Annotated in this window: 17 protein-coding genes and 1 pseudogene; all 18 read left to right on the top strand. The window is 57.6% G+C overall.

Annotated elements, in window-relative coordinates; translation table 11 throughout:
• Positions 1-9 precede the first annotated feature (9 nt).
• The 18 genes and pseudogenes from LPB072_RS16820 to nagZ all read left to right on the top strand — a co-directional run bounded on the left by LPB072_RS16820 (position 10) and on the right by nagZ (position 17,927).
• Positions 10-987, top strand: coding sequence for a beta-ketoacyl-ACP synthase III (locus tag LPB072_RS16820; RefSeq protein WP_066086124.1), 978 nt, complete (start codon positions 10-12; stop codon positions 985-987).
• A gap of 70 nt (positions 988-1,057) precedes the next feature.
• Positions 1,058-2,011, top strand: coding sequence for an ACP S-malonyltransferase (fabD, locus tag LPB072_RS16815; protein ID WP_066086128.1), 954 nt, complete (start codon positions 1,058-1,060; stop codon positions 2,009-2,011).
• A gap of 32 nt (positions 2,012-2,043) precedes the next feature.
• Positions 2,044-2,805: a 3-oxoacyl-ACP reductase FabG gene (fabG, locus tag LPB072_RS16810; protein WP_066086131.1), complete on the top strand. Its 762-nt coding sequence runs from the start codon at positions 2,044-2,046 to the stop codon at positions 2,803-2,805.
• A 116-nt stretch (positions 2,806-2,921) separates the two neighbouring features.
• On the top strand, positions 2,922-3,161 hold the full coding sequence (gene acpP, locus LPB072_RS16805) for an acyl carrier protein (RefSeq protein ID WP_066086134.1): 240 nt from the start codon (positions 2,922-2,924) through the stop codon (positions 3,159-3,161).
• Positions 3,162-3,308: 147 nt separating this feature from the next.
• Positions 3,309-4,553 (top strand): beta-ketoacyl-ACP synthase II, encoded by a 1,245-nt coding sequence (fabF, locus tag LPB072_RS16800; RefSeq protein WP_066086136.1) that lies wholly within the window; start codon positions 3,309-3,311, stop codon positions 4,551-4,553.
• Between the two features lie 596 nt (positions 4,554-5,149).
• Complete coding sequence (gene rpoE, locus LPB072_RS16790) at positions 5,150-5,794, top strand: RNA polymerase sigma factor RpoE (RefSeq protein ID WP_066086142.1); 645 nt, start codon at positions 5,150-5,152, stop codon at positions 5,792-5,794.
• A gap of 60 nt (positions 5,795-5,854) precedes the next feature.
• The gene (locus LPB072_RS16785; RefSeq protein ID WP_157559343.1) at positions 5,855-6,508 is read left to right on the top strand and encodes a sigma-E factor negative regulatory protein; all 654 of its coding nucleotides are present in this window, start codon (positions 5,855-5,857) and stop codon (positions 6,506-6,508) included.
• A 90-nt stretch (positions 6,509-6,598) separates the two neighbouring features.
• Entirely contained in the window at positions 6,599-7,597 is a 999-nt protein-coding gene (locus tag LPB072_RS16780) for a MucB/RseB C-terminal domain-containing protein (RefSeq protein WP_407927813.1), read from the top strand.
• A gap of 145 nt (positions 7,598-7,742) precedes the next feature.
• Positions 7,743-9,181, top strand: a pseudogene (locus tag LPB072_RS16775) (Do family serine endopeptidase).
• Between the two features lie 531 nt (positions 9,182-9,712).
• Complete coding sequence (gene lepA, locus LPB072_RS16770) at positions 9,713-11,521, top strand: translation elongation factor 4 (protein WP_066086430.1); 1,809 nt, start codon at positions 9,713-9,715, stop codon at positions 11,519-11,521.
• A gap of 11 nt (positions 11,522-11,532) precedes the next feature.
• Positions 11,533-12,498, top strand: coding sequence for a signal peptidase I (gene lepB / locus LPB072_RS16765; protein WP_231943280.1), 966 nt, complete (start codon positions 11,533-11,535; stop codon positions 12,496-12,498).
• Positions 12,467-12,874, top strand: a complete 408-nt coding sequence (locus LPB072_RS16760) for a DUF4845 domain-containing protein (RefSeq protein ID WP_231943279.1) — start codon at positions 12,467-12,469, stop codon at positions 12,872-12,874. The genes lepB and LPB072_RS16760 overlap by 32 nt, the downstream gene beginning before the upstream one ends.
• A 19-nt stretch (positions 12,875-12,893) precedes the next feature.
• Entirely contained in the window at positions 12,894-13,574 is a 681-nt protein-coding gene (gene rnc / locus LPB072_RS16755) for a ribonuclease III (protein ID WP_066086433.1), read from the top strand.
• A gap of 63 nt (positions 13,575-13,637) precedes the next feature.
• Positions 13,638-14,660 (top strand): GTPase Era, encoded by a 1,023-nt coding sequence (era, locus tag LPB072_RS16750; RefSeq protein ID WP_066086153.1) that lies wholly within the window; start codon positions 13,638-13,640, stop codon positions 14,658-14,660.
• Positions 14,661-14,756: 96 nt separating this feature from the next.
• Positions 14,757-15,536 carry a DNA repair protein RecO gene (gene recO / locus LPB072_RS16745; RefSeq protein WP_066086156.1) on the top strand — a complete coding sequence of 260 codons (780 nt, stop codon included), beginning with the start codon at positions 14,757-14,759 and terminating at the stop codon, positions 15,534-15,536.
• 28 nt (positions 15,537-15,564) lie between these two features.
• On the top strand, positions 15,565-16,347 hold the full coding sequence (locus LPB072_RS16740) for a pyridoxine 5'-phosphate synthase (protein ID WP_066086159.1): 783 nt from the start codon (positions 15,565-15,567) through the stop codon (positions 16,345-16,347).
• Entirely contained in the window at positions 16,344-16,739 is a 396-nt protein-coding gene (gene acpS / locus LPB072_RS16735) for a holo-ACP synthase (protein ID WP_066086162.1), read from the top strand. Before LPB072_RS16740 ends, acpS begins: the two co-directional genes overlap by 4 nt.
• Positions 16,740-16,841: 102 nt before the next feature.
• Positions 16,842-17,927 (top strand): beta-N-acetylhexosaminidase, encoded by a 1,086-nt coding sequence (nagZ, locus tag LPB072_RS16730; protein ID WP_066086164.1) that lies wholly within the window; start codon positions 16,842-16,844, stop codon positions 17,925-17,927.
• Positions 17,928-17,959 lie beyond the last annotated feature (32 nt).

Here is a 17,959-nt window from a genome sequence, read left to right as displayed (position 1 = left end):
ATTCATCGCATGACACGTCACGCCCGTATCACTGGGACTGGAAGCAGCCTGCCTCCCTTGCGTCTGACCAACGAGGACATGGTTGTGCGTTTGGCGGCGCGAGGTATTGAGACCAGCGACGAGTGGATTGTCGAAAGAACCGGTATTCGAGCCCGGCATTTTGTGGCCGATGGCGTGTTTGCCAGTGACCTCGCCGAGCAGGCTTGCCGCAGCGCTATGCAGGCTGCGGGCGTCGGTCCGAACGAGATCGATCTGATCATCGTCGCCACATCGACGCCGGACATGGTGTTTCCTTCTACCGCAGCCATTCTTCAGCACAAACTGGGCATCTCGGGTTGTCCCGTTTTTGATGTGCAGGCAGTTTGCAGCGGGTTCATCTATGCCTTGACAGTGGCCGATGCCCTGATCAAAACAGGCAGCGCAACCCGGGCTCTGGTGGTTGGCTCAGAGGTTTTCTCCCGCTTGCTGAATTTTGATGACCGAACCACTTGCGTGCTGTTTGGCGATGGCGCCGGCGCTGTGGTGATTGAGGCCAGTGACCGCCCCGGCATTCTGGCGACCGATATCCATGCGGATGGGAAGTACTCTGGAATCCTGTGTGTTCCCGGGCATGTGTCTGGCGGGGAAATTCTGGGCGACCCAAGGTTGAAGATGGATGGCCAGGCGGTGTTCAAGCTGGCCGTCGGTGTGCTGGAGGACACGGCCCGCGCCACTTTGGCAAAGGCTGGCAAGACGGCGGCCGATATCGACTGGTTGATTCCCCATCAGGCGAATATCCGCATCATGCAGAGCACGGCGCGCAAGTTGAAGCTGTCGATGGACAAGGTGGTGGTGACGGTGGACCAGCATGGCAATACATCGGCTGCCTCCATTCCACTGGCGCTTGACCATGCGGTGCGTGCTGGCCAGGTCAAACCCGGTCAAACGCTCATGCTTGAAGGTGTGGGTGGTGGATTCACCTGGGGTTCGGTTCTGCTGGATTTCTGATTGACATCCTTTTTGAGACTGGCGGACGGGCTGGAACGCCATTCGCTTTTCCTTCAACTTTGTGCCCTCAATGAACAAGAATTTTGCATTTGTATTCCCTGGTCAGGGCTCTCAGTCGGTAGGCATGCTGGACGGCTGGAGTGGTCACCCAGCCGTGGTCGAGACGTTGAAAGAGGCGTCAGATGCCTTGAGCGAAGACTTGGCAACCCTGATTCAGCATGGCCCCAAAGAGACCCTGGCACTCACAACGAACACCCAGCCCGTCATGTTGGTGGCCGGGGTCGCAGCTTGGCGCGTCTGGCTGGCTGAAGGTGGGGCGGAGCCAGCTGCAGTGGCTGGGCACTCGCTGGGCGAGTATTCCGCTCTGGTTGCGTCAGGGGTATTGACCTTGGCTCAGGCGGCACCTTTGGTGCGTTTCCGTGCGGCTGCGATGCAAGAGGCGGTGCCGGTTGGCACCGGTGCCATGGCGGCGATTCTGGGTATGGGCGCTGCGCAGGTGATCGCTGGTTGTGCCGAAGCGCAGGCCACGTTTGGCGCGGACAGTCTTGAGGTAGTGGAGGCGGTGAATTTCAACGACCCCGCTCAAACCGTGATCGCCGGAAGCAAGGCGGCGGTCGAGAAAGCGTGCGAGATGCTCAAGGCAGCTGGCGCGAAGCGCGCGCTTCCGTTACCGGTTTCCGCGCCCTTTCATTCCAGTTTGATGAAACCTGCCGCCGACAAACTCAGGGCAAGGTTGGCTGACACGGTCTTGGCCCCGCCTCGCATTCCCGTAATCAACAACATCGATGTAGCGGTGCAAACCGATGCCGAAGCCATTCGAGATGCCTTGGTACGCCAGGCCTTTGGGCCTGTTCGTTGGGTGGAGTGCGTGGCCGCAATCAAGGCCCGGGGCCTGACCACAGTGGTCGAGTGTGGCCCGGGCAAGGTGCTCACGGGCATGATCAAACGTATCGATGCTGATCTGACGGGAGCAACCCTGTACGATCCCGCTTCAATGGGTGAAGTGAGAGCATTGCTGGCTTGACCTGAAAAGAATAGCTTAGAGGAGCAAAAACAGTGTCAGAAGTGAAATTTGCCGGGCAGGTGGCCCTGGTCACCGGAGCCTCCCGCGGAATTGGTGCAGCCATTGCAACCGAGTTGGTGGGGCGTGGTTTGATTGTTGTTGGCACGGCCACAACGGATGAAGGGGCGGCCAGAATATCGACAATGCTCGCCGCATTGCCCGGTGCAGCTGCTGGCTGTCAGGGAGCAAGGCTTGACGTGAATGATGGCGCAGCGTGCGAGGCGCTGATTGACGAAGTTTGCAAAACCCACGGAGGCTTGCAAGTGTTGGTCAACAACGCCGGCATCACGCGCGATATGTTGGCCATGCGCCTCAAAGACGATGACTGGGATGCTGTGCTGGACACCAACCTCAAAGCGGTCTTCCGCATGAGTCGGGCGGTTATTCGGCCCATGATGAAGCAACGCTACGGTCGCATCATCAGCATCACCAGTGTGGTGGGCGCATCGGGCAATGCGGGTCAGGCCAATTACGCCGCGGCAAAAGCAGGTGTTGCAGGTATGACGCGCGCCTTGGCGCGGGAGCTGGGCAGCCGCCAGATCACGGTCAATTGTGTGGCGCCTGGTTTTATCGAAACCGACATGACCTCTGCATTGCCAGAGGCGCAGCAGCAAGCCTTGTTGTCACAGATTCCCCTGGGTCACTTGGGCAAGCCGGCAGATATTGCCCATGCCGTGGCATATTTGAGCAGTCCACAAGCGGCCTATGTCACGGGTCAGGAGCTGCATGTCAACGGCGGCATGTACATGACGTAAGGGCTAAGCCCTGCATATTTTCCTCGCCGAAAAAGCCGTCCGGCGGGCTTACTGAGAACAGTTTCTCAGGACAGCTAAAATGACGGCCTGTCATCCAACCACCCTCAGAGGGACTTATGAGCGATATCGAAGCACGTGTTAAGAAAATCATTGCCGAACAACTCGGCGTGGAAGAGGGCCAAGTCACCCACGAAAAGGCATTTGTGGCCGATCTGGGCGCTGATTCCCTGGACACGGTGGAGTTGGTAATGGCCTTGGAAGATGAGTTTGGCATTGAAATTCCCGACGAAGACGCCGAGAAGATCACGACGGTGCAAAACGCCATCGACTACGCCACGACGCACAAAAAGGCCTGACCTTTCATGATCTGCTGCTTTCTCTTGCCGGGTGACTTAAGTCAGCTCGGCGGAATGCGGCTTAACCACGCGCCACCATCGCTTGCCATGCCCAAAAACCTGGCTTCGTATGGCTCGCATTGAGCCGCTGGCGCAAGAGGATATTCAATGAGCCGTCGTCGCGTCGTCGTGACCGGTCTGGGATGTATCAGCCCCGTGGGCAACACGGTGGCCGAGTCCTGGACCAACATTTTGGCCGGTCAGTCCGGCATTGACCGCATCACCAGGTTCGATGCGTCGAACTTCAGTTGCCAGATCGCGGGTGAAGTTAAAGGGTTTGAGGTGGAGTCGTACATGTCTTCGAAAGAAGCGCGTTCGATGGATACCTTCATTCACTATGGCATCGCCGCCGCAGCCCAGGCTGTGGCAGATTCCGGGTTGCCCACGGGTGACGCACTCGACGAAGAGTTGGCCACGCGCATTGGCTGCAATATTGGTTCGGGAATTGGCGGCTTGCCGATGATCGAGGCCACCCATGCCGAGTTGACCAATCGTGGCCCACGTCGCGTTTCGCCGTTCTTCGTTCCTGCATCGATCATCAACATGATTTCCGGTCATGTTTCGATCCGATTCGGGTTCAAAGGGCCCAATTTGTCGATCGTCACCGCCTGTACGACGGGCTTGCATGCCATTGGTATGTCGGCGCGCATGATCGAGTATGGTGATGCCGACGTGATGGTGGCCGGTGGCTCTGAGGCCACAGTCTCTCCGCTTGGTGTGGGTGGGTTTGCTGCCGCTCGTGCCGTATCGACCCGAAATGATGATCCCAAGACGGCCTCGCGCCCCTGGGACAAAGACCGCGACGGCTTCGTGTTGGGCGAGGGGGCGGGTGTGGTTGTGCTTGAAGAGTATGAGCACGCCAAAGCGCGAGGCGCCAAAATCTATGCCGAGGTGATTGGTTTTGGCATGACTGCCGACGCGTACCACATGACTTCTCCCAGTGTGGATGGGCCCAAACGTTCCATGCAAATGGCGTTGAAAAACGCAGGGATCAATGCAGATGAGGTGCATTACCTCAATGCACATGGCACATCGACCCCGCTGGGGGATCTCAATGAAACCAATGCGATCAAACTGGCTTTGGGCGACCACGCAAAAAAGACCGTTGTGAACTCGACAAAGTCCATGACGGGTCACCTTTTGGGTGGTGCGGGCGGTATTGAAAGTGTGTTCACCATTTTGGCAATGAAAGACCAAAAGAGCCCACCCACGATCAATATCTTTAACCAGGATCCGGAGTGCGATCTGGACTACTGTGCCAACACTGCACGCGACATGAAGATCGATATCGCAATGAAGAACAATTTCGGTTTTGGCGGAACCAACGGAACACTTGTGTTCAAGCGGGTCTGAGTTCGCCGGATAGCAGACTTTTTCAGGGACTGACCCCGTGCAAAATGCCCCTTCGGTGGTCTACCCGTTGGGGCATTCTGCGTTTTACCGCTCTGCACTGGTGTTGCTTGGTGCCACCGCCGCAGCGTTGATTTGGCTCGGGTGGTGGACCTCTTGGCTTGCATCTCCCTGGAATACGTTTCACGGCTTGTGGGCTTTCGGCCTCGTCGTGTGGGCGGCCTGGGCTGTCGCGACCTGGCGGAGCCTGTCTAGGGAGCGCTCGGGATCACTTCATTGGAGTGCGCAGGCGCCGCCTGCCAATTTCGACGACCAGCCAGGTGCCTGGTTGTGGCGATGGAGTGATCCATTTCGCACCCCGGTGTCGGTGCGGGTTGTTCCGGTTCTGGACGGCCAAAGGCGCTTGCTGTTGCGGGTACATGGGGTGCCAGAGGTGGGGCACTGGTTGTGGTTCGAAAGAGAGACCAATCCGCTGCGTTGGGACGATTTTCGCCGAGCGTTGACCGCCCACGCTGTCCGCCATTGAGGGTGTTCAGAGTCATGTGCCGGGCGCAATGCTTGGCATGGGGTATATTTCTGCGGCCTGCTCCTCACCCCGCATGACCCCTTCAGAAGACCATACCTCCCCCCAAGCCCCCGATAGCGACATCATGTTGGTGCAGCGCACGCTGGCGGGTGAAAAGCGGGCGTTTGAATTGCTGGTCATCAAATACCAGCGCCGGGTTGAGCGATTGATCGGGCGAATGGTCCGCGATGTAGACCTGGTGCCTGATATCGCACAGGAGACCTTCATACGCGCATACAAGGCCCTTGCACAGTTTCGGGGTGACGCACAGTTCTATACATGGCTGTACCGAATCGCGGTCAACACAGCCAAAAAACAGTTGCTTGAACTCAAGCGCGATCCGCTGATCTACCAGTCTCAGATGAAGTCGGGTGACGATGATGAAACTTCTGCGCCTGAATACGAACAAAACGTCAGTGCTTCCGACAGCGAGACACCTGAGGCCGTTTTGGCCAGCAAGGAAATTGCACAGGCGGTGAACTCGGCGTTGGAAGCATTGCCAGAGGAATTGCGCATGGCTATCACCTTGCGTGAGATGGATGGTTTGAGCTATGAAGAGATCGCGCAAGCGCTTGAATGCCCGATTGGTACGGTCCGCTCGCGGATTTTTCGTGCTCGAGAAGCGATCTCTTTGCGAATCAAACCGATGTTGGACAGGCAAACCGGCAAGCGCTGGTGAACTGGAATGAATCAGAGTTTCGAAGGGCTTTCTTTCGATTCAAACGTATGGGATGCAGCCATGAACGCCGCGCAGCTAAACAAGCAAGTTGATCCAGAGAGCGGGGACGCCGCATGGCTGTCTGCGCTCGCGGATGGCGAGGCCACCATGGCCGAGCTCGATGAGTTTCTCGGGCTTGATCAAAACTCCGAGAGCTTGCACCGTCGCTGGTACAGCTACCAGGTGACGGGTGAGGTGCTGCATGGCTCATTGCCGCATGCGACCTCCCGTTCGCCTGAGGTTTTTCTGGCTGGCGTGATGGCCGGCTTGCCTGAGGTGGGCGGCGCTCCTTTGAGGCTGGAGACCGTTTCTGCGGTGGCCCATGTACGCGCTGCGCCGGCCAACGATGCCGTCGTGCGCTGGAAGTGGTTGGCTGGAGCTGCGTCGGTTGCTGCCGTGATGGCGGTGAGTTGGAGTGTTTTGCGAACCTCTCCTGGCGCTTTGGATGGAGGACCGGCGGCTGGGGTTCAACTGGCCACGGCTGAGCAGGATTCCCGGAGCCCGGTGGCGCTGAGCGAGCCAGTGGCCGTCAAGACCGAGCAAGGGACCTTGATCCGCGATGCCCGTCTAGAGCAATTGCTGGCTGAGCACCGGCAATATGGCGGGGCCTCAGCTTTGCAGATGCCTGCAGGGTTTTTGCGTAACGCAACCTACGAAGCAGCGCCCCAGCGTTGAAGTGACATGATGCTGTTTGTGTTCCCGTTCGCCCGTTCGTCATTTGAGATGCCTTCGTTCGCTTTGTCACCAAGCCATTTTTCAGCGCTGGTGAGGCAGAGGGTCATTGTGGCTGCGGTATCTTTGTTTTCGTTGGCCGGGGTGCCTGCATTGGCTCAAACGGGACCAGGCTCGGAATCAGGGCGCTCGGTCAATCAATGGCTAACCCGCATGCATGAGGCATCTCGCCAGCGGGCGTATACCGGTACTTTGGTGGTTTCAACTGGATCAGCGATGTCTGCCTCGCGGGTTTGGCATGTGTGTGATGGCACGCAGCAAATGGAACGAATCGAGACTCTGACGGGCGCCCCGCGAACCACCATTCGACACAACAGCGATGTGATCACCTTTGTGCCAGAGGACAAGACCGCCTGGGTGGAAAAACGCGATTCTCTGGGCCTGTTTCCTGAGTTGCTGCGCACGCCCGCCAATCAGATTCCTGAGTTTTATGGTGTGCGCGAACGTGGGGTTGAGCGTGTCGCAGGCTACTTGTCGGATGTGGTCGAAATTGTTCCCAAGGACAGTTTGAGGTTTGGGTACCGTGTTTGGTCCGAGAAGCACAGCGGGCTGGTCATGAAGTTGCAAACGGTGGACGCCCGCGGTCAGGTCCTGGAGCAACTGGCGTTCACCGAGCTTCAGATGAATGCCCCAGTTCGCATGAAGAAGCTGGCCCGACTGATGAAAGACACACGCGGCTACGAAGTACATCATGCTGTCTTGAACAAGACGACGCTTGAGGCGGAAGGGTGGCGAATGAAGGATGTGGCCCCGGGGTTCTTGTTGGTGAAATGTCACACGCGCGAGCCTGGCCCAGTGGCGCCCCAGGGCCCACATGCGATGCAGTGCGTGTATTCCGACGGGCTGGCGACGGTTTCTCTATTTGTAGAGCCGCAGGACGGTACCTCAGGACAGGCCGATGCGGGATTGGGTGTGGTCGGAGCGACGCATTCTATGACCCGGTATGTGGGGCCGTTTCGAATCACCGCATTGGGTGAGGTACCGCCACTTGCCTTGGGTCAATTTGCACAGGCCATCGAGCGGCTGCCTTGACTTCACCCTTGGTCGGCCACACCGAGTGGCGAGCCCCTTTGCTCGTTCACTGATTCTTGTCCCATCTGAAAGCAAAACCATGAAGCTGATCTCTTCGACTTCTATTCGCGTTCTCGAAACCTTGTGCGTACCCGTCGTTTTTGCGATGTTTGGTGCCTTGGCTGTGCCAGCCCCGGCGGCTGCTCAATCAGGGCCACCAGCCGTGGCACCCAGCGTGAGGGGATTGCCCGATTTCACGGACCTGGTGGAGTTGGCGGCCCCGTCTGTTGTCAACATTCGAACGCTGGAGCGTGTCAGCAACAACGGGGAGGGCAGTGCATCCGGAATGGATGAGCAAATGCGCGAATTCTTCCGGCGTTTTGGTATTCCCATGCCACCGGGGTTCACCCCTAAAGGCCCTCAGCAAGACCCGCGGGTGCCCGAAGAGGCTCAGCCACGCGGGGTAGGTTCAGGGTTCATTTTGAGCTCCGATGGCCTGATCATGACCAACGCCCACGTGGTGGAAGGTGCTGACGAACTGATTGTGACGTTGTCCGACAAGCGGGAGTTCAAGGCCAAGGTCGTGGGCAGCGACAAGCGCACGGATGTGGCTGTTGTCAAGATTGAAGCTGCGGGCTTGAGTGCAGTCAGGATTGGCGATGTGAACCGGTTGCGGGTGGGTGAGTGGGTCATGGCGATTGGCTCTCCGTTTGGGTTGGACAACACGGTAACCGCAGGCATCGTGAGCGCCAAGAAACGCGACACTGGAGACTTCCTGCCCTTCATTCAAACCGATGTGGCCATCAATCCGGGTAACTCGGGCGGTCCATTGATCAATATGCGCGGTGAAGTGGTCGGTATCAACAGCCAGATTTATTCCCGCTCGGGGGGTTCCAGGGGATCTCGTTTGCAATTCCGATTGATGAGGCTGTGCGGGTTTCAGATCAGCTTCGCGCGTCCGGGCGCGTGACGCGCGGTCGCATCGGGGTGCAGATTGATCAAGTCAGCAAGGAGGTTGCTGAATCCATTGGTTTGGGGCGACCCCGGGGTGCTTTGGTTCGAGGTGTAGAGGATGGGTCTCCCGCATCCAAGGCTGGCGTGGAGCCAGGGGACATCATTCTGAAGTTTGATGATAAGGACGTTGACAACTCCGTTGACCTTCCCCGGCTTGTTGGTAACACCCGTCCAGGTAACAAGAGCCGGATGACTGTTTTCCGCCGCGGTGCGCAACGCGAGATCAGCATAACGGTGGGTGAACTGGAACCTGATGTGGTTGCACAAAAGGCTCCGACACCAGATTCGTCGAAACCCAAAGCCTCAAGTGCGCTTCAGCGCCTGGGCTTGGTGCTCTCAGAACTGAGTGTCGCCCAAAAGAAACAGCTGAATATGCCGAAAGGTGGTGTGCGTGTTGAACAAGTTGACGGCCCGGCTGCACGCGCTGGCTTGCGTGAGGGCGATGTGATCGCGGCGATCAACAACGAAGAGACTGGAACTTTGTCGGCGGTCGAGAGCGCGCTGGCCAAGCTGGATTCGACCAAGCCAGTCAACGTGTTGTTTCGCCGTGGCGATTGGTCACAGTACACGCTCATACGGTTTGCCCGTTGAGGTGTGGTGGTTTGAGTCCTCCCGCATTGGTGGGAAAATACCCCCAACAAATCGGGGGTTTTGATCTGTTTTGTGTGCGGTGGCGAAGATGAGACAGGTCCGTTTGGCGACGCCAGACGGCACTTTCCAATATAAATGTGAGTGTTAACTAACAAGGTTGGGGTTTTCGATGACCAAATTCGATAAAATCGAAGGGTTTGGCCATCGATTGATCCGGAGTTGCTGGCCAAAACTTCACGATATGGAATCGAACCCCCGGCACGCATGGGTGGTCCACAGGTTGATGGGATCGCCAGATCCCGACTGTGTACGAATTGTGAATAACTGTGCTGTTGCTGCGCTGCAACAAGCATGTGCAGGCGTTGATCGGGTGTGCATTTTGGGCTTTTTGCCTACAATGAAATCCCAACTATCGCAGTTGCCATTGATTGTTGGTTCCGGGCGCGTCATCAACTGACGCGCCCTTTTTTATGTTTGCCTCCCCGATTCGGTGGGCATGTGTTTTTGACTTTGGTTGAGCTGTCTTTCTTGATGAACCACATCCGCAATTTTTCGATCATCGCGCACATCGACCATGGCAAGTCCACACTGGCCGACCGCATCATTTCTCTGTGTGGTGGCTTGGCCGACCGTGAGATGAGCGAGCAGGTTCTTGATTCAATGGATATTGAGAAAGAACGCGGCATCACGATCAAGGCCCAAACCGCCGCCTTGACGTACAAGGCTCTGGACGGGCAGGTCTACAACCTCAACCTCATCGATACACCGGGCCACGTTGATTTTTCATATGAGGTCAGTCGCTCGTTGTCGGCCTGTGAAGGCGCTTTGTTGGTGGTGGATGCCAGTCAGGGTGTTGAGGCACAAACGGTGGCCAATTGCTACACGGCGCTCGAACTGGGTGTCGAAGTGTTGCCTGTCTTGAACAAGATGGATCTGCCCAACGCCGATCCGGAAAACGCCAAGCTCGAGATTGAAGACGTGATCGGGATTGACGCCACCGATGCCATTCCGTGCTCGGCCAAGTCTGGCATGGGCGTGATTGACATTCTTGAAGCTGTGGTTGCGCGCATTCCCCCGCCCAAAGGCAATCCAGATGCACCTTTGCGAGCGATGATCGTGGACAGCTGGTACGACGCCTATGTGGGTGTGGTGATGCTGGTACGCGTGGTGGATGGCCGCCTCTTGAAGGGCGAGCGCTTCAAGATGATGGCCACCAACACGGTTTACAACGCGGACAACCTGGGTGTGTTCACGCCAGGTACTGAGCCGCGGCCGTCGCTCGAAGCCGGAGAAGTGGGCTATATCATCGCCGGCATCAAGGAGTTGCAAGCGGCCAAGGTGGGCGACACCATCACGCTGGAGAAAAAGCTGCCCAACAATTTGGGCCCTGCCAGCCAGGCGTTACCAGGCTTCAAGGAAGTTCAGCCTCAGGTGTTCGCCGGTCTGTATCCGACAGAGGCCAATCAGTACGATGCCTTGCGCGACGCGCTGGAAAAGCTCAAGCTCAACGATGCGGCGTTGCAGTACGAACCTGAGGTTTCGCAGGCTCTGGGTTTTGGATTCCGTTGTGGCTTTCTGGGTCTGCTGCACATGGAAATCGTGCAGGAGCGCCTGGAGCGTGAATACGACCAGGACCTGATCACCACCGCGCCCAGCGTGGTGTACGAGGTGGTGACACCGAGCGGCGAGGTGTTGAAAGTTGAGAACCCTTCCAAGATGCCTGATCAAGGCCGTATGGAAGAGATTCGTGAGCCCATCGTCACCGTGCACTTGTATATGCCTCAAGCCTACGTGGGTGCGGTGATGACGCTGGCCAACCAGAAGCGGGGCATGCAGCTCAACATGGCATACCACGGCAAGCAGGTCATGCTGACCTACGACATGCCATTGGGCGAGATCGTGCTCGATTTCTTTGACAAACTGAAGTCGGTCAGTCGCGGCTATGCCTCGATGGACTACGAGTTCAAGGAGTTCAGAACATCCGACGTTGTCAAGGTTGATATTTTGCTCAACGGTGAGAAGGTGGACGCTTTGTCCATCATTGTGCACCGCACCCAGGCGCAGTACCGCGGGCGCGCCGTCGTGGCCAAAATGCGCGAGATCATCAGCCGCCAGATGTTTGATGTGGCCATTCAGGCTGCGATTGGCGGCAATGTGATTGCTCGGGAATCGATCAAGGCCTTGCGCAAAAACGTGCTGGCAAAATGCTACGGTGGCGATATCAGCCGCAAGCGAAAACTCCTTGAGAAACAAAAAGCAGGTAAGAAGCGCATGAAGCAAATCGGTTCGGTTGAAGTGCCCCAAGAGGCGTTCTTGGCTATCTTGCAGGTAGAAGATTGATGCAAGCAGCAATGAGTACGTTTACTGCGTTGGTTCTGGGTGCTTTCGCCACCTATGTGGCCGCATTTGTCACTGGGCGCGTGGAGGGCAACTTCGCCTTGATGCTGATGGTGGCCACGGTGATCACTGGCCTGTATTGGCTCGCCGAAAAGCTGGTGTTCCTGCCGCAGCGCCGGCGAGATGCCGAGCGACTGGCCGCAGCAGGTCAGGACCGCGAATTGGCGTTGCGTCAGCAGGGCTTCCAAGCGGATGCTTCGGCGCTTGTGCCGGCTCAAGAGAAGCTGCTGCGACAGCCTTGGTGGCTGGACTGGACGGCAGGGCTTTTCCCGGTGATTCTTGTGGTGTTTGTTTTGCGCTCTTTCATGTTTGAGCCCTTCAAGATTCCATCAGGCTCCATGATTCCAACGCTTCGCGTAGGCGACCTGATATTGGTGAACAAGTTTCACTACGGCCTACGCATGCCAGTCTTTAACAACAAGCTTGTGGCCAACAACGACCCCCAGCGTGGTGACGTCATGGTTTTCAGGTTTCCGCCCCAGCCGAGCCTGGACTACATCAAGCGGGTAGTGGGCGTGCCAGGTGACGAAGTCGCTTACCTCAACAAACAATTGACAGTCAATGGCAAGCCGGTGCCAAAGAAGGCGATGCCCGACTTCTTCGAGAAGCAGGGCATGACGTATGTGAAACAGTTTGCAGAGGTCCAAAACGAGCACCACTACAACACCTTGAATGATGATGACCGTCCGGCCTTCATTCAGAACCCATCGGCGTTTGAATACAAGCAAAACTGCAGTTATACCGTCGAGGGTGTGGTGTGCAAGGTGCCTGAAGGCCACTACTTCATGATGGGTGACAATCGGGACGATTCCCTGGATTCCCGCTACTGGGGATTTGTTCCGGAAGCCAACATCGTAGGCAAAGCGTTTTTTGTCTGGATGAATTTCGGTGATCTGGGCCGTATCGGCTCGTTCGAGTGAGTTGATCCAAATCGAGAGGAAGCAAGTTATGCAGTTGAGAAAACAACAACGTGGAATGACCTTTGTCGGCCTGGTGCTTACAGCCATCTTGATCGTATTTGCCGGCATGGTTGTGATCCAGGCGGCCCCAACATACCTCGAGTTTCTGACGGTCAAAAAGGCGGTGGACAAAGCGGCGACCGGGACCACCGTTGCGGAGGTGCGCAATATTTTCGACAAAGCCGCCACCATTGACACCATCACAGCGATTTCATCCAAAGACCTTGACATTGGCAAGGTGGCCGGGCGTGTGGTGGTGTCTTTCGCCTACGAAAAGGACATCCACCTGTTTGGGCCGGCCTATCTTGTCATGCGTTACTCAGGTGAGTCCAAATGATGTGCGCGGTTGCCTGCACGTGAGGGCGGAGTTGCTGGCGCTGCAACAGCGTTTGGGTCATGTGTTTTCAAATCCGCGTTTGCTGGAACGCGCGGTCACCCATCGCAGCTTCAGCGCCGATCACAATGAACGTCTGGAGTTCTTGGGTGACTCGGTATTGAACTTGGCGGTCTCGAGCTTGTTGTTTGAAAAGCTGAACGAGCTACCCGAGGGCGATTTGTCCCGTGTGCGCGCCAACTTGGTCAAACAAGATACCTTGTTCCAAATTGCACAAAACCTCGGCGTGGCGGTCTGTTTGCGTTTGGGCGATGGCGAAAAGCGTTCTGGTGGACAAAAGCGACCGTCGATTCTGGCTGATGCGCTCGAGGCGTTGATCGGCGCCGTGTACCTCGATGCGGGGTTTGATGTGGCGGCTGCTTTGGTGCGCCGCTTGTACGGTGGCATGGAGCTCAATGCGCAGATGAGCGCCATGGAAAAAGACGCCAAGACCGAATTGCAAGAGTTGTTGCAGGGGCGCAAAATGAAGTTGCCCGTCTACCGAGTCGTGGCAACCTTGGGTGAGGCTCACAAGCAAACATTTGACGTGGAGTGCGCGTTGACAGAGTCCGGCCACCGAGAACGTGGCATAGGTGCTTCGCGGCGTGCCGGTGAGCAAGCCGCCGCAGCAGCCATGTTGCAGCACCTTTCAACCCAGGGTTGAACGGGGTCGCGCCATTCTTCAGCGGGAACGTCTCCCGCCTTTTCAGTAACCTATTTCGACTTCATGACTGAACCCAAAGATAAATTGCCAGCTTCCGATGCGGCCCCCGATGTCAAACTCGACGCCATGCTGGCCAGAGCCCTGGGCAAAGAGGTGCCAAACGAAGAGGTGGTCGCGGTTTCCAGTGTGGAACCCGTGCCCCCTGAGCAGCAGCGTTGCGGGTTCGTCGCGATCGTGGGTAAACCCAATGTGGGTAAGTCAACTTTGCTCAATGCCCTTGTGGGACAGAAAATCAGCATCACGTCCCGCAAAGCCCAGACCACACGCCACAGGATCACCGGCTACCGCACGGTCGGACCAAGTCAATACGTTTTTGTGGACACGCCTGGCTTTCAAACGCGTCATTCCAATGCGTTGAACCGCTCGTTGAATAAAACGGTTTTGGGCGCTGTGGCCGATGTCGACCTGATCTTGTTTGTCGTCGAAGCGGGGCACTTTAATTTGGCTGACGCCAAGGTATTGGATTTGTTGCCAGCCACTATTCCAGTGGTGCTGCTTGCCAATAAATTTGACCTTGTACACCGCCGCGGAGAACTTGCGCCCTGGCTCCGATCCATGCAGGAGCGCCATGCTTTCGCCGAGTTCGTGCCCATGTCGGCCAAGAACGGCCGGGATGTCGAACGCTTGTTCGGTATTTGTGAGCAATACCTGCCGAAGCAGCCCTGGATGCACGATCCAGAAGAGCTCACCGACCGCAGTGAGCGGTTCATGGCCAGCGAAATGGTTAGGGAGAAACTGTTTCGACTGACTGGAGACGAGTTGCCTTACACCTCCACGGTGATCATTGACAAGTTTGAGCAAGAGGGCAACCTCAAGCGTATTGCGGCGACCATCGTGGTCGAACGTGATGGGCACAAGGGCATGGTGATCGGCGACAAGGGCGAGAAACTCAAGCGCATCGGTACCGAGGCGCGCCAGGAACTTGAAAAGATCTGGGATTGCAAGGTATTCCTTGAGCTGTGGGTCAAGGTGCGTTCGGGCTGGGCCGACAACGATGCGCGGGTGCGCTCTTTTGGTTACGAATAGGATGCGCGCCAGCCTCTGCACCTGCGAGACGTTGGCCATTCGATCGGTGTGCGCTTGTAGCGCCTTGCAGCCACGTCCTGCCAGCTTTCTTTAGCCATGGCCACGCGCCGCAGCGCCGAAGAGCCGGCCTTTGTTCTTCACAGATACGATTGGAGCGAGTCCAGTCTGGTTTTGGAGGTTTTCACCCGCAACCATGGGCGTATAGCCTTGGTGGCCAAGGGCGTGAAGCGGCCCACTTCCCAGTTTCGTCCGGTTCTGCTGCCATTGCAGCCCTTGTTGTTGAGCTGGGGAGGTGATGCCGAGGTGCGTACCTTGAAATCGGCCCAATGGCAGGGAGGGCATGTGATGCCCACAGGTGATGCGCTTATTTCGGGCAGCTATTTGAATGAGTTGTTGATGCGTTTGCTGGCGCGCGATGATGCGCATCCCACCCTGTTTGATCGCTATGCACTCGCGGTGCAGTTGCTCGCCGAACGAAGTGACGCACAAGCGGTGATTGTGCGTGCCCTCGAGCTGTTGTTGTTGAGGTCCATGGGCTTGTTGCCTGACCTGATGCAAGAAGGCAGTTCCTTGTCTCGCCTGCAGGGTGGGGCTCACTATGTGATTGAGGCTGAAAATGGCTTGAGGCTTGCGCATGGCGATGACAGCCACTCGCTGAGCGCCGAGCAGTGGCAGACGCTGCAACTTGCGCTGGATGCGCCCGATCCGTTGATCGCCACACTCAGGGCTTGCGCGCCGTTCGAAAGCGCGTTGAGGCCACAGGTTCGGCGGTTGCTGCACTACCATTGCGGTGTGCGCGTGTTCAAGACCCGCCAATTGATGATTGACGTTCAGGCCATGAGCCGTTCTGCGGTGGCCTTGCCTCAAACCCTGTGACCTCGGCATCTTCCAACCCACCACCTCCATGAGCCATTCGCCTCTCTCGGAAACCACTGCGCTGTCGGTCAACCTCAACAAGGTGGCGACGCTGCGCAATACGCGCCATCTCGGTATTCCTTCCATCATTCGGGCAGCCGAACTCTGTTTGAAAGCCGGCGCTCAAGGCATCACCGTGCATCCCAGACCCGACGAACGTCACATCCGAGGGCAGGACGTTTTTGAACTTGGACGGCTGCTGAAAGACTGGCCCGATCGGGAGTTCAACATCGAGGGCAACCCGTTTCACAATCTGATGGAATTGGCAATAGCGGTCAAAGAGGCTGGCTTGCCCCTGCATCAACTCACTTTCGTGCCCGACAGCGAAGGTCAGTTCACCAGTGACCATGGCTGGCTGTTCCCCGCCGATGCGTCGCGACTGGGGGCAGTCGTTGCAAAGGCGCGCGGGACAGGGGCTCGCGTGAGCCTGTTCATGGATCCCGATGCGGGCGCGATGCCTGCAGCCAAAGCTGTGGGCGCTGATCGGGTTGAGCTTTATACCGAGCCGTTTGCTGCCTCGTGGGGATCCTCCGAACAAGCGGCCCAACTGGCGCGTTACCGGGCGGCTGCCGATGCCGCCCATGCTGTTGGCTTGGGTGTCAATGCGGGTCACGATCTGAATCGGGACAACCTCACCGGATTTTTGCGCGAAGTGCCTGGCGTGAATGAGGTTTCCATCGGCCATGCGCTGATCGCCGACGCCCTGGAACTGGGCTACGCGGCCGCTGTTGTCGACTATTTGCGTTGCATTCAACGGGTGCGACAGCCGTGATCCAGGGCATCGGTACCGATATTTGTGATATTCGCCGGATTCAGGCCACATTTGAGCGCCAGGGTGAACGCTTTGCACGCAAAGTGTTGAGCGACGCTGAGTTCGCGGTGTGGCAGCAGCGTGGCGCACGTTGGCCACAGAGGGGTATCCGTTACCTCGCCACGCGGTTCTCCGCCAAGGAAGCGTTTTCCAAAGCCATTGGCATGGGCATGCGCATGCCTATGACCTGGCGGAGCTGTGAGATCGCCAACTTGCCCAGTGGTCAGCCGGTGATCGTGTTGCACGGTGAGCTCAAGGACTGGTTCGAGGCGAAAGGTCTGGTTGCCCATGTGACCGTGACCGATGAAAGCGAATACGCGGCCAGTTTCGTTGTCGTGGAAACGCGTGAATAAGACCTTCATAAGCCAGCGCCACCAGATGCGGTTTTCCCGCCGAGCGCTTTGACCTGATCTCACGAGGACACTAACTCGACCTAACGTTTGGACCAACGCCCTATGCACGCTCCTTTGATCATCGATGTGGCTGGAGTCAGCCTGACCACAGCAGACCGCCAACGCCTGGCCCATCCATTGGTCGGCGGTGTGATTCTTTTCGGTCGCAATTGGCAAGGGCGGGAACAGCTCACCCGTTTGTGCCGCCAGATCAAGGCGGTGCGACCCGATCTGCTGATTGCCGTCGACCATGAAGGCGGTCGGGTACAGCGTTTTCGCTCCGACGGCTTCACCCACTTGCCGCCCATGGCAGCGCTGGGTGCGATGTGGACCGAGCCCGAGAAGAAAAAGGAACTGGTCGGCGCTTCTGCCATGCGGGCCTCTCGTTCGGCCACCGCGACGGGGTTCGTCCTGGGGGCCGAATTGCGGGCGTGCGGTGTGGATTTGAGCTTCACCCCGGTGCTGGATCTCGATCATGGCGACAGTTCCGTCATCGGCGACCGCTCGTTTCACCGCGATCCCCGTGTCGTGTCGATGCTGGCGCAGGCGCTGATGCTGGGCTTGCAGCAAAGCGGCATGGGCAATTGTGGCAAACACTTCCCGGGGCACGGCTTTGTCAAGGCCGATTCGCACGTGGACATTCCAGTTGACAAGCGCAGCCTGAAAACGATCTTGTGTGAAGATGCGGCGCCCTTTGGTTGGCTGTCGGCCAGTCTCACAGCGGTGATGCCAGCGCATGTGATCTACCCCAAGGTGGACGCGCGCCCTGCGGGTTTCTCAACCCGGTGGCTGCAGGATATCTTGCGTCGCGAACTTGGCTTTTCCGGCGCCATTTTCAGCGACGACCTGAGCATGGAAGCCGCACGCTTCATCGATGGGAATCAGGTGAGTTTCACCGAGGCCTCGCTCGCGGCTTTGAGTGCGGGCGCCGACATGGTGTTGCTGTGCAACCAGTCGGTGGTGGAGGGCGGTGCGCCCATCGATGCAGCCATCGATGCCTTGTCCCAAGCCGTGATCGAAGGCCGGTGGAGCTTGAATCCTGCCAGCGAAGAGCGGCGTTTGGCTTTGTTGCCACAGGGGCGGGCGATGGACTGGGACAGCTTGATGGTCAGCGAGCGTTATATGCAGGCGCTGTCCTGGTTGCCCTGATGTCGCGATCGCATTGTTTGCGGGAGCAACGA

The organism is Hydrogenophaga crassostreae (assembly GCF_001761385.1).
In the GTDB taxonomy this organism is placed as follows: domain Bacteria; phylum Pseudomonadota; class Gammaproteobacteria; order Burkholderiales; family Burkholderiaceae_C; genus Hydrogenophaga; species Hydrogenophaga crassostreae.
Note: the sequence above shows the minus strand (reverse complement) of the source record. Positions and strands in the feature narration are given on the sequence as shown.